The sequence below is a fragment of the Pseudomonas sp. VMV1 genome (assembly GCF_056790235.1).
Map to the genome: position 1 here is coordinate 732,923 of NZ_JBXGSE010000003.1, position 12,392 is coordinate 745,314.

Genomic DNA, 12,392 nt, shown 5'->3' on the forward strand with positions numbered 1-12,392 from the left:
ATCAATGCCGCAGCATGAAGGTGTCGTATTCCAGGTCGTCCAGTACCCGATCCAGCCGGTGCAGGCCGAGCAGCACGCAGCAGGCCAGGGAGACGGTGAAACCGTAGCCGAAGAAGCTCGGACCCAGTTCGATGCTGAGCAGGGTCAGCGCCAGGTTGAGACCCAGGAAGAGGGTGCAGAGCATCAGCACGGTATCGCGCCGGTCCAGGTAGAAGAAGACGTTGAGCAGCGCCATGAACACCACCTGGATGCTCACGCCCACCACGTCGATGTAGAACAGCGGCAGGTAGTAGTGCGACATGCCGAGCCAGGCCAGCAGCTGCGGCGCCAGCAGGAACACCAGGACCAGGGTCAGGCCCTGGACCTTGCAGATCTCCAGCAGGCCCTGGCGGATGGCCAGGATCATCTGCTCCTTGAGCTGGCTGATGTGCTGCAGGGTCTCGCCGCCGCGCACCGCGTTGAATACCCGCTCGTACCATTCGGCGAAATCGGTCTCGATGCGTACCAGGAACACCGCCATGCCGGGGATGATGGCGAGGTAGGCGAGAAAGATCGGCAGGTCGTAGAGGATGGAGGCGCGCAGGGGGCCGATGACGGCATCGGAGGTCAGCGGATTGAACCAGAAGATGAATTTGTCGACCCAGATGCCCAGGTTGTAGAACAGCCCGGTCGCCAGCAGGCTGAGGAAGATCTGCTTGCGGTCGAGGAAGTCGAAGGCCACCAGGCGATCGGCCGGGTACTCGCGGATGATGTCGTAGAGAAACATGAACAGCAGGGCGGCGTGGCCCAGCAGCAGCGCCATCAAGAGGCCGTCCATGCCCAGGAAGCGCAGCACGAAGGCGGCGGCGATCATGATGGCGTAACCCAGGGTCATCACCACCAGGATGCGGTTGTAGGCCTTCATCCCGGACAGGAAGATGATCACCAGCCAGAGGTCGCAGAGGGTGACGAAGTTGGCCAGCACCAGCAGCCGGTAGGCGAAGGGCTGGTCGAACAGGGTGGCCAGCAGCACGAAGCCCAGGCCGCCAGCGACCAGGGTCACCAGCAGCAGGATGCCCACCAGGTTGGGCAGGATGCTGGTCTGCTTCTCCTCGAACAGCCGGTCTGAGACGAAGCGGGTGAAATACAGCTGCAGGCCGCCCGTCAGGATCAGCGAGCTGGCCATGAGGTAGGTCACGGTGACCAGGAACTGGCGGATCAGCACGCTGGGGGTGACGATGCCGGTGGCCAGCACGCCGATCAGCATGACGCTGATGATCGAGAGCACCCAGGGGCCGGAACTGATCAGGCCGGCATAGACATAGGCGCGCAGAGTGGCGGTGTAGGAGTCGCGCGCGAGGATCTTGCGCAGTTCGAAGCCGATGCCGGCCATGTCAGAGGCTCCTCCCGATGGCGTCCTGGTAGAGCTCGCGATAGCGTTCCAGCATCAGCGGCTCGGTGTAGTAGCGATTGACCCGGGCTAGGCCCGTGCGCTGCGCGGCCTGCCAGCGACCGGGGTTGCGCAGCAGGGCGAGGATGGCACGGGCGGTGGCCTGGGGATCGGCGATGGCGACCACGCTGCCACCGGTGCCCAGGGCCCGGTCCTCGGGAATCGAGCCTTCGATCAGCTCGCGGCAGGAACCCACGTCGCTGCTCACCACCGGCACGCCAGCCGCCCAGCCTTCGAGGATCACCAGTGGCTGGGCCTCGCTGATGGAGGTCAGCACCATGAGGCCGAGCTTGGGCAGGATGTCGCCGATCTTCTGGAAGCCGAGGAATTTCACCTTGCCCTCCAGGCCCAGGCTGGTGACCAGGCTGTGGCATTCGGCGGCGTATTCCTCGTCTTCGTCTTCCGGGCCGACCACCCAGGCCTCGGCCTCGGGCATGGCACTGATCACCCCGCGCATGGCGCGGATGAAGGTCTTGACGTCCTTGATCGGCACCACCCGGCCCAGCAGCCCGACCACCGGCGGTACGCCCTCGGGGCGCCGCTCCAGGGCGTCTTGCCATTGGGTGAGGCTGATACCGTTGGGAATCACCCGGCAGCGCGTGGGATCGGCGCCGTCCTGGATCTGCCGGCGGCGGTTGCCGTCGTAGAGCGAGATGATCGGATCGGCCGCCTTGTAGGTGAGCAGGCCGATACGCTCGAAGAAGCGGATCCACAGTCGGCGGATGTAGCTGACATCCACGTCCAGCCCGGTGCGCAGGGCTTCGTCCGGCCCTTCGGCGATCCACTTGGCCTGGGCCAGGTCGATCTTGCGTTCCTTGGTGTAGATGCCGTGCTCGCTGAGCAGGAAGTTGCAGCCCCAGCGGCGCTGGAGGATGGCGCCGAGCATGCCGGCATAACCGGTGGAAATGGAGTGGATCATTCGTGGCCGGGGCAAGCGGCGGGCGGCTTCGGCCAGCATCAGCAGGGGCGCCTGCATGGCGCGCAGGGTCCAGAGGTAGTCGACGAAGGAGGGGTCGGTGCAATAGCGCTCGTAGCCCTCGGTGATGGCTTCCCAGCTGGCGCGGCTGTACATGAAGTCGTCCAGAGTCACGCTGCCCTGGGCGAAGGCGTCCACCAGGGCATCGCCCTGGGCGGCGCTGGGCTCGTCGGGGTGGTGCAGGAAGGCGTGCAGATCGCGCAGCAGCTGCACCGGCGCCTGGCGCCGCGGGCTTATGGGCGCGCCCTTGGGCACCCAGGAGCCGGCCAGGAAGTGCTCCTCGATATGCACCACGTTGGGCGGAATGGCGTAGTGGCGCTTCTCGTAGTTCTCGCGCTGGCCGCCGATGAAGAACACCGAGAAGGTCAGCTCCGGCAGGCCAAGGATCAACTGGTTGACCCAGCTCGACACCCCGCCGCGGACATAGGGCCAGGTGCCCTCCAGCAGCAGGCAGACATCGGGCGTGACGGTCGCGGCGGGGGCGTCTTTCATAACCAGTACTTCACCAGCGCGGCGAACGGCGGCCGCTTCTTCAGATCTGCCGGCAGGCTGTCGAGCAGCGCCGGGATGACCGCGTAATCGCGGCGCAAAAAGGCGATTTCGGCGCGGAAGGGCGCCAGCTGGGCGGTCGGTACCCCGGCCGCCTCGGCCGCCTGGAAGAATTCCAGGGCACGCTCGGGCTCGCCCTGTTCCAGGGCGATGCGGCCGGCCAGGATGCGCAGTTCTTCGTTTTCTTCACCGGCCAGGGCCAGCTCGATGTGCTCGCGCGCCTGACCCAGCACGTGGCGCAGGACGCTGCCCTGGGCCAGGCCCAGATAGGCCAGCTCCCAGTAGCCCCGGGCGAGGGTGCCATGCAAGGCGGGCTGACGCTCGGCCGGGGTCGTGGCCAGTTCGCCGAGTTGGGTCTCGATGCGCTGGTTGATCTGGCTTTCCTGCTGGTCGAGCATCGAATAGGCGAGCAGCCGCACGTCGTCGGCTGGATCGCGCAGGGCCAGCTTGAGGATGGGGATGGCATCGCGTCCGGGCATGCGGCGGGTGGCGAAGAGGGCGGTCAGGCGTTTGTTGGTACTGGGCGCATGACGCAGGACGTCCTGCAGACCGCCGTCGCTGAACAGCATCTCCTCGCGTCGCTCCAGCGGGCGGAACGGCAGATTGGGCACGCTACGCGCCTCCCAGGCGATCTCGCGATGCTTGCGCGGCAGATAGAGCGCCGGGAAGACCGCGGCGATCACCCCGGCCGCGCCCAGCAGCGGAATGAAGAAGGCCAGGGCGAAGAGAAACAGCGGACTCCAGGGCAGCGGTCGCTGGTAGCGCTTGGGCAGCAGCAGCCAGGCGCCGCCTGCCAGCAGGGCGCTGCCGGCGGCATGGGCGGTGGCGAAGGCCAGGGCGGCCGCCGCCACCGGCAGGTTGGCGAACAGCAGCGCCCAGCTGCTGGCCTCGAAGGCGAAGGCGCCGCTAAACAGCCACTTGCTGTTCATGCAGACCACACTCGTTGAACAGGAAGACGCGCAACTCCTGGGCGCGTGTCTTGGGCAGCAGCTCGTGTTCATGGCTGCGCACGCCCAGGCTTTCCAGGGTGCTGTCCTGACCATGGCGCTCGGCCAGCAGCTGGCGCAGGCGGCGGCGATAGCCTTCCAGGCCATCGGAGGAGGTCAGCGGCAGGAGCACCAGCAGGCAGGGGTGGCCAGCCTGGTTGGTCAGGCGCAGCTGCAGGTCGAGGCCGCGGCGGCTGCCTTCCAGCAGCGCCAGGGCACGCTCGCCACCGTCGGCCTCGGTCATCTCGAAGCAGAACAGGCAGGCGGGCAGGGCGTGCTGCTGGGCATCGCGCAGCGAGCGCTTGAGGTGCTGGGAGAATTGCTGGGCGTCATCGTCGGCCAGGGCCAGCGCCTGGGGATCGCTGCCCAGCAGGTCGGCGATGTGGCCGGCGAGGATGGTCAGTAGGTTGAGGGTGCGCTCGTTGAAGGAAAAGAACGGCATCTGCTCGATGGCCAGCACCGCCAGCAAGCGCTCCTCGGTATCCAGCAGCGGCACGCAGGCCTGCAGCGCCGAATGCTGGGTCTCGCCGCGTTCCAGCAGCGCCTGGCGGATGCTCAGGGTCTCGCCGCGCTCCAGGGTCAGGCGCACCAGCAGGTCGTCGGGATCGATGCCGGGCATCTCGCCCTGGCTGGCGAGGGCGCGGCGATCCACTCGGCCGTTGCCGTCGACCCGATAGAGCCCGGCTACCCGCAACGAACCGTACTGGGCCAGCAGGCCGACGATGGGCTCGGCCAGGGCCTGCAGCGCATCCTGCTCGCGCGGCACCTCGCGCAGCTGGCGGCGCAGGTCCAGCAGGGAACTGCGCAGGCTGAGGTCGTTGCCGGCGACGCGTTGCTCCAGGCGATCATGGGAGATGCGCAAGAGGTGGTGGGCGCGGGTGAATTCGTCCAGGCGCAGCTGGCGATAGTCGTTGGCCAGGTCCAGCCGCTCCAGGCGACGGTCCCAGAGATCGCGGAATTCGCCTACCAGCATGGCACTGAGCAGCACGCCGACGATAAAGGACGGTGGAATCTCTTCGTAGGCCGGATAGCCCTGGCGGTGCAGGTAGAGCAGCGCCACCACCAGCAGCGCGGCGCTTACCAGGCCGCGCATGAAGCCGTAGCGCACCCCCATGAGGATGGGCGCGAACACCACCCAGGGAAAGGCCAGGCCGATCATCAAGGGGTCTTCCGGCACCAGCCAGAAGCCCAGGCCCAGGGCGGCCGCCGTGACCAGCAGGGTTTCCAGCCAGGACAGGCGGCCACTGGCGCGAGGCGCCAGGGTGTAGTCCTTGTGGACGGATTGCAGGGCCATCAGCGCAGCTGCAGCTCTTGCGCGGTGCCGCGCAGGACCTTCTGCGCGGTGGCCGCCAGGCTCTCGCGCGACCAGCCGGAGCGCGCGCCGCTGTTGCTCCAGACCACCCGGCCGCTGGCCGGCTCGACCACCTGGAGGGTCACGCCCACTGCCGGTTCGCCGTCCAGGCCGTTCTTGTACTGCCACTCGTCCACGCTGCCAGTAAGCACGTATTGCAGATTCTGCTGGCGCGCCCAGTCCAGGGCTGCGCGCTGGCGCGCCTTCTCGTCATCGGTGGGATTGCCACCCTGACTGTCGTCGTAGACCTGCGGGCGGATGCCACGCTCGCCGAGCACGCTGACCAGGATCTGTGCCGCGCGATCGCCGGCCATGGGCGCCTGGGCGTAGTTGGCCAGCGGCACCAGGCCCCAGCGCGCATCCTTGGGCAGGGCCTCGCCACTGGGGCGGGTAAAGCTCGAGCAGCCGGCCAGTAGCACGGTGGCGACACTGGCGGCGAGCAGACGCGTGATGTTCATGAGGTCTCTCCCTTGAAACGACCTAGCGGCCGATTCGATTGCTGTATTGAATGCCCAGGGTGCTGCCGGCCTGACCGCCACTGCCCTGGGGCGCGGACTGGTAGCCGGCGGTGAACGCCAGTTCGTCGTCGCCGAGCACTGCCATGCCCAGGCCGACATTCAAACCGTAGTTGAATTCGCGCTCGGTCCACTGCCAGCCGACCAGGGTATCCACCAGCCAGGTGTACTGGGGATGGGTGCGGTTGAGCGAACCGGGAATACCGCGCCGCCAGCTGCTGCCGACATAGAGCTGACCATAGCGATCCTGCAGCAGCTGGGTGCCGCCCAGCGCCTCCAGGTCGGCCACGGTGATCTCGCCGTTCTCGCCGCTGCCGGCCAGGGGCTGCAGGTAGCGGGTGACGCTGTCGGGCAGGGTGCTGCGCGCCTTGTTTTGCTGGTAGGTGATGCCGCTGCGCACCTGCCAGGTCGGGCCTTCGAAGAAGATCATATGGCTCAGCTCCAGGTTGAAGGCGAAGCCACTGCCCAGGGCATCGCCGTCGCGACTGGAATAGCGGTTGTGCGCCGCCCGCCAGCTCAGCTGGTCCCGCGGCGTGAGGTTGTGGCGGCCGGCCAGGCTGACGCTGTCGCGCCGGCCCAGGGCGCGCAGATAGCCGCTCTCGTCGGGTTGCCGGTGCCAGTCCAGCGCCGCCTCGATCTCGGTGTTGCCATCGATACGCCAGGTGCGGGCGACGCCCACGCCCAGGCGATTGCTGTCGGCACGCTGGCTGGCGTCCACGGTGGTCTCCAGGCCGCCATCGGACAGGTCTTTCAGCACCTTGAGCAGCATCTGGTGCTCGTTGCCCAGGGCGTCGGACTTGAGGCCATTGCCCTCCAGGCGATTCTGCTTGAGCTGGACATCGGCATAGACGTCATCGGCGAGGCGGCGGGCCGCGCGTACCTCGGCGCCCTGTTCGACGAGGCCGCCATAGTCGCGCCGTTCCCAGCCGGCCTGGACCCCATTGGGGGTGCGCTCGGCCTGTTCGGTGGCCTGGCGCAGCAGCTGCCGCTGGATGACCTCAGGCGGCTCGTCGCCGGCGGCCGTCAGTGCCGCTGCCTGGGCATCGCCAGCGTGGCCGAGACGCTGCAGCACCTCGACGCGTTGCGCCGGATCCAGATCACCCGCCGCCAGCAATTTTTCCAGCTCGCCACGATTCTGCCGGCGCAGCACCTCTTGCAGCTGCTCGTACTGACGGACCTTCAGGCCACGGCTCTTGGCCCAGGCCAGCCATTCGCCCTTGAGGCCGTCGTCGTTGTTCTGGCTGAGGGCGTCGAGCCATTGGTCGAACCACAGCTGCAGCATGCTCGGCGAGCCGTCCTGCCAGGCGCGCGCCTGGGCCAGGGCCGCCTGGGGGCCACGCAGGCTGGACAGCAGCCGCAGGTAGGTGGCATAGCGCTCGGGAGTGGCCGGCACCTCGTCGTTGGCGAGGTGCGGCGTCACCGCCTTGCGCAGACGCAACGCCGCATCCTGGTGGCCGGCGGCGTCCAGGGCGTCGGCATAGGCCGCCTGGACCAGCCAGTCCTGGGGATGGGCGTCCAGGTAGCGGCGATACCAGCCGAGCGCCTCTTCCGCCTGGCCCAGCAGCACGAGGCCGCTGCCGAAGGGCAGCCAGAGCACGTCGCTGCCGCGGGCCCGGCCCTTCCAGTCGCGCAGCAGCGTCGCCAGCTCGGTCTGGCGATTCTGGTCGATGAGCAGCCACAGCAGGCGTTCGCGGAATCGGTCGTCGTCCGGGAAACGTTGCAGCGCCTGCCGATAACCTTCTTCGGCCTGACTGATCCGGCCGCGCTGGAAGTCGAGACCCGACCGCGCCAGCCAGACCGCGGGATTGTTGGCGGAAGCCGGCTCGCGCGCCGCACTGGCCAACAGGCGCTCCAGCGCCGCGGTGTCCTTGAGTTGCTCGGCCCATTGCAGCGCCTGGGTCAGGCGCTCCTGATTCCTGTGCTTCTCCCAACTCTTTTCCAGCAGCGCCAGTGCCTTGCGCGGTGCCGTACGCTGGTAGATCTCCAGCAGCCGATCCTCGTCGGTCGCTGCAAGTCCCTTGCTGCTCGCAGCCAGGCGCTCGAAGGCCAGCTGGGCTTCGCTATCGCGCTCCAGTTCCCAGGCCAGCTCCGCCCGCAGGCGCCAGTAGTCGTCGCCCTGCCGCTGCTTGGCCGGCAGGCGTTCGAGGACGGTCCAGGCCTCCTCCGGCTTGAACAACTTCCAGAGGGTGCCGGCCCAGGCGAGATACTCCGCATTGGTCAGCGGGAAGCGCTTGCCGAAGGCGGCCCAGGCCGCCACCTCGGCCTCGCCCTGTTCGGTACGGGCCAGCAACTGCTGCAGCCGCTCCCAGGCCAGGCGCTGTTTCGGCTGACGCTTGAGGTAGCCGCGCAGCCAGTGTTCCTCGGCCGCGGGATCGCCCAGGGATTCGTAGGCGAAGATCAGGGCATCCAGTTCGGTCTTGTCCAGCTGGCGCTCCTGGGAGGCTACGTCCAGCAGCTTGACCACGGCATCGAAACGAAAGGCTCGGGCGGCCAGCTTCCAGGCATGGTCGCGCCGGGCCGGGTCGTCCTGGCGAGCGAGCAGGCGCAACCAGAGATCGAGGGCTTCGTCCACGTGACCGGTCCATTCGCCCAGCTGGGCCAGCTGAGCGAGCAGTTCTTCGTCGTCGGGACGCAGGGCCAGCAGCTGCTGGCCCTCTTCCCAGGCGCGCTCGGTTTCGCCGCGCGCCAGAGCCAGTCGATAGGCGGCCTCCAGCGCGGCGGGATCGTCCGGTTGCCACTCGCGCCAGCGGTCGATGAGCCGCTGGGCCAGGTCCAGGCGGCCGCTGCCCTGGGCGGCGGCGACCCCGGCTTGCAGCCAGGCCAGGCCACTGGCGTCGGGTTGCAGCCGCGGCAGTTCCTGCTCCAGCAGGGCGGCGGCTTCGGCGCCCTGGCCGGCGGCGAGCCAGGCATCGAATGCCTGGTGCCGATAGCCCTGGCGCTGCTCGGCCGACGTGGCCAGGTCGGCCAGGCGCAGATAGAGCCGTGCGGCTTCCTGTTGACGGCCACCGGCCAGACTCCAGCGCGCTGCCTGCTCCAGCCACTGCTGGCGGCGTGGCGGATCGCGGCGAGCCAGTTCGACGTAACGCTGCGCCGCCGTAGCCGGGTCGGCCAGCTGCAGGGCGCGTTCGGCCACCCGTTGCAGCTGAGGCATGCTCAAGGTCGCCACATCCAGAGCGCTCAGCCGTTGCGCCAGGCGCTCGCGATCGGCTTCGCCCAGACCCTGCGGCTGGGATTCCGCCTGGAGAATGTCCAGTTCCAGCGCATAGAAGGGCGTCGAGGCCAGGGGCTGCGGCAACAGCTGCAGCTGGCGACGCGCCTCGTCGATGCGACCCAGGGCGATCAGCTGGTCGATCAGTTTCATGCGCAGCCCGGTGTCCTCCGGGGTCGCCTTGAGCAGCACCTGGGCGTAGCTGATGGACACCTGGTCCGCCGGTTCTTCGCCGGGCAGGAACACCTGCTTGCCATGAAAGGTCAGCACCAGCACCACCGCGGTGATGAGCGCGAGCCCCAGCAGTGTCCAACCACTCAGGAGTCGGGTTTTCTTAGCCGCAGACGATCTCACCGTCACTCACTCGTGTTAGCGGAAGTTTGAACGTCCAGAGGCCGGCCTGTCCCGGCTGGCCCTTGTAGCGCTCGCGACCGACGCGGACCTCGCAGGCCGACGCTGCCCGTAGCGTCAGCTCCAGCGGGAACTGCCCGGCGAAGGCGAAGCGGATCCGGGTCGGCGACAGGTAGTCCCAGCGCTGCAGCGGGATGTTGGCCTCTTCGAGGGCGGGGGTGGGGTCGCGACTGTCGCGCAACACCAGTCGCGCCTGATCGCCGCTCAGATGGACATAGCGCCCCTGCGGCAGGTCGCGTACGCCGGCGATGCCCTGGGAGCGCTGCAGATCCGGCCAGCCCAGGCGCGGATCCAGGCGCAGGGTGCGCAGACCGTCGAGGGCCTTGATCGACCAGCTGCCGTCGACCTCCCGGGCCAGACTGGCGGTATAGAAGCCATGCAGCCGGCTCAGGTAGTCGCTCATCCACAGGGACAGCGGTCGCTCGGCGGCCATGCCCTGGTAGATCTCTTCCATGACCTTGAGCGACGCCTGCTTGGTACCCGAGTAGAAGTGATAGTAGAGGTTCAGGCCGCGCAGCCGCCGCGGGTGTTCGGTACGTTCGAAGGTATAGAGCAGATCGCGAAAGCCGTAATAGGGGCCGCGCCAGAGGTTGGTGTAGACGTTCTCGTTGATGATGGGCGCATAGAACTGCAAGCCGCCCGGTGTGGGGCGGATGAAGGGATAGAGTCCACTCACCGAAGGCTGGGCGCGGGTGATGTGCGAGTTGCCGCCGTTCACGTTGAGCAGGCCATTGTCGTAGGCGAGCTTGAGGGTGGCGGCGTCCGGCTGGGCATCACCGGACCAGAACACCATCTTCACCGGCTTCTGTGGCGTAGTCAGCCGTTCGTTGATGTAGCGCGTCGAACCGACGATCTCCCGGGTGAAATCGATCTTGTCGTAGCCGGGGATCTGCATCATGTAGCCGTACTGGGCTTCGAAGTTCTCGCTTTGCTCGGAGACCGCCGGTTGCCAGAAGAACGGGTGGCTGAAGGTATGGGTGGCCACCTCCACCTTGGGATCGGCGAACAGTCGACGGGCGATGGGCTCCAGCTGTGCGGTCAGTTCCGGGTAGCGGCCCTTGGGGCCGACCTCGCCCTCGATGATTGACGCCGAGGTCAAAAAGGGATGCGGCTGGATGAACCGCTCCAGCACGATCTGACCGGCATAGGGCGCGCCGGGTACTTCGGCCTTGGACGGGAAGGCGTCACCGTCGATATGCACCGTGGCGATCCGGCGGCCGTTTTCCGTGGTCGGGTCGGGCACCGGCAGGGGGGGGAGCTGCAGCGCCTTGGCGGTGAAGACGAAGGGGTCGATGATCCAGCGACTGGCTTCGGGGCCATCTTCCATCACGTAGGGAGTGAAGGCGAAACCGCCCCAGCTGGCCACCCCCATGGGCACGAAGCTCTCACCCTGGCCGGCGAGGGTGACGACCGGGGTCGGTCCGCCCGGCAGCGTCTGCACGGCGGGCAGGCCACGGGTCCGCAACTTGACCGGCGCCTCGAAGTTGCCGGCGAGGGCAGGGTCCGCCACCTTCAGCGTCAGGTTATCGGGCAGGGGCTTGCGACTGACACCCAGGCCCAGCCGCTTGAGCAGGGCGTCGTTGTCCAGCGGCAACCCGCCAAGAATCAGCAGCGGCGTCTTTTCGTCCAGGCGCTGGCTGATCCAGTCGCTAAAGGCCCGCGAGTTGGGCGGCGGGCCACTGGTCATCCAGACCACCACGCCAGCGTAGATGGCACTGGGCCAGGTGGCCGGTAGCGGCTTGGAGGCGTCGAAATAGTCCAGTCGATAGCCCTGATATTCCAGAGCGCTGCCCAGGAAGCGGTGCACCGCCGACTGCCGCAGGGCGCCTTCGCGACCGTCGTAGAACAGCGCCAGGCGCCGCGGCTGCAGGGCGACCGAGCTGATACCCAGGGTATTGAGATCGGGGGTGGTGATGTAGGGCACGTACCCTTCGTCGCGCAGCCGTTTGGCCAGCTGCCGAGCCTCGTCGCGCTGCTCCGGTGGCAAGTACTCGATGGCGATGACCGGAATGCCAGCGCTGCGGGCCGCCTCGATTCGCGGCTTGAGCCACTCGCGATCCTGGGCGCTGACCGGGCGATAGACCTTCTTGCCCGCATCCCAGCCTGCATAGATGGACTCCACCGCCATGGCCGCGGCAACGCCTGGCAGTTCCGGTTGCACCTCGAAGCCGCGATTGAAGAACAGCTTGAGTGCGGGCTGGCGGCGATGCAGCTCGGCGAGCAGGCTTTTCAGCGCCAGCCGCTGAGCGTCCCGCTGGTCTTCCGCGACCAGCTGAAAGCTGTCGAGGGTATCCAGAAAGAGTCCGGTATAGCCGGCCTTGGCCAGCTCGGCGGCCCGCCCGAGCAGATGATTCCGCCAGACCGGAGAGGCCAGATCCATCACCTGGCTCCCCCAGGCCTTGTTGGCCACCGGACTGGCGCCGGCACTGAGGCCAGCCTTTTGCAGCGCGGCGGCGTCTCCGGCGAACTCACCGATGGACAGGTAGGCGAATGGCTGGGCGCCGGCTTCCCGCAGGGTGCGGACATCGTCAGCGCCGGCGTGCCCGGGTTCCAGGACTACCCAGTCGAACTGGGCCAGTTCGGAGATCGGTGGTTTTTCCGCGTACCAGAAAGCCACGCTGGCTGGCGCAGCCAGGGCCGTGCCCATGAAGGACAGATAGCCCAACAGCCACATTGTCAGCTTGCGCCACCTACCGAAGCGGGGCACCGCCCTTGTTGCCTTGCCTGACGCCACACCCAGTCCTTACACGAGCCGACTTCGCTATCAGGGTAGCTACATTACGCAAAAGCGTGACGAAAAACTGTCGCTGCCAAGCTGAGTGGCAGTAAAACCGGGATAAATAGATATCGAGATAAGTAATGCCTTGCCTGGAAAATCGTCTAGCTAGAGGTTTTCAGGCGGGAAGAATAAAGAGGGTATGAGGCGGGGATAGGAGAGGGGTGGAGCGAAAAGTCAGAGAAATTGCC

Annotated in this window: 7 protein-coding genes; all 7 read right to left on the reverse strand. The window is 67.3% G+C overall.

From position 1 onward, the window contains the following. Position 1: 1 nt before the first annotated feature. Genes pelG through ACUCV0_RS13505 form a run of 7 tightly spaced genes read right to left on the reverse strand, consistent with a single transcriptional unit; the run spans position 2 to position 12,099 of the window. Positions 2–1,372 (reverse strand): exopolysaccharide Pel transporter PelG, encoded by a 1,371-nt coding sequence (pelG, locus tag ACUCV0_RS13475; protein ID WP_271653352.1) that lies wholly within the window; start codon positions 1,370–1,372, stop codon positions 2–4. Between the two features lies 1 nt (position 1,373). Beyond that, positions 1,374–2,897 (reverse strand): GT4 family glycosyltransferase PelF, encoded by a 1,524-nt coding sequence (gene pelF, locus ACUCV0_RS13480; RefSeq protein ID WP_271653351.1) that lies wholly within the window; start codon positions 2,895–2,897, stop codon positions 1,374–1,376. Further along, entirely contained in the window at positions 2,894–3,883 is a 990-nt protein-coding gene (locus ACUCV0_RS13485; RefSeq protein ID WP_482212910.1) for a tetratricopeptide repeat protein, read from the reverse strand. The genes pelF and ACUCV0_RS13485 overlap by 4 nt, the downstream gene beginning before the upstream one ends. Next, the gene (locus ACUCV0_RS13490) at positions 3,861–5,234 is read right to left on the reverse strand and encodes a PelD GGDEF domain-containing protein (protein ID WP_482212911.1); all 1,374 of its coding nucleotides are present in this window, start codon (positions 5,232–5,234) and stop codon (positions 3,861–3,863) included. The genes ACUCV0_RS13485 and ACUCV0_RS13490 overlap by 23 nt, the downstream gene beginning before the upstream one ends. Then, positions 5,234–5,749 (reverse strand): hypothetical protein, encoded by a 516-nt coding sequence (locus ACUCV0_RS13495; protein WP_059316607.1) that lies wholly within the window; start codon positions 5,747–5,749, stop codon positions 5,234–5,236. Before ACUCV0_RS13495 ends, ACUCV0_RS13490 begins: the two co-directional genes overlap by 1 nt. 22 nt (positions 5,750–5,771) lie before the next feature. Continuing rightward, complete coding sequence (locus tag ACUCV0_RS13500) at positions 5,772–9,368, reverse strand: tetratricopeptide repeat protein (protein ID WP_482212912.1); 3,597 nt, start codon at positions 9,366–9,368, stop codon at positions 5,772–5,774. Beyond that, positions 9,349–12,099, reverse strand: a complete 2,751-nt coding sequence (locus tag ACUCV0_RS13505) for a bifunctional glycoside hydrolase/polysaccharide deacetylase family protein (RefSeq protein ID WP_482212913.1) — start codon at positions 12,097–12,099, stop codon at positions 9,349–9,351. The genes ACUCV0_RS13500 and ACUCV0_RS13505 overlap by 20 nt, the downstream gene beginning before the upstream one ends. Positions 12,100–12,392: the final 293 nt, after the last annotated feature.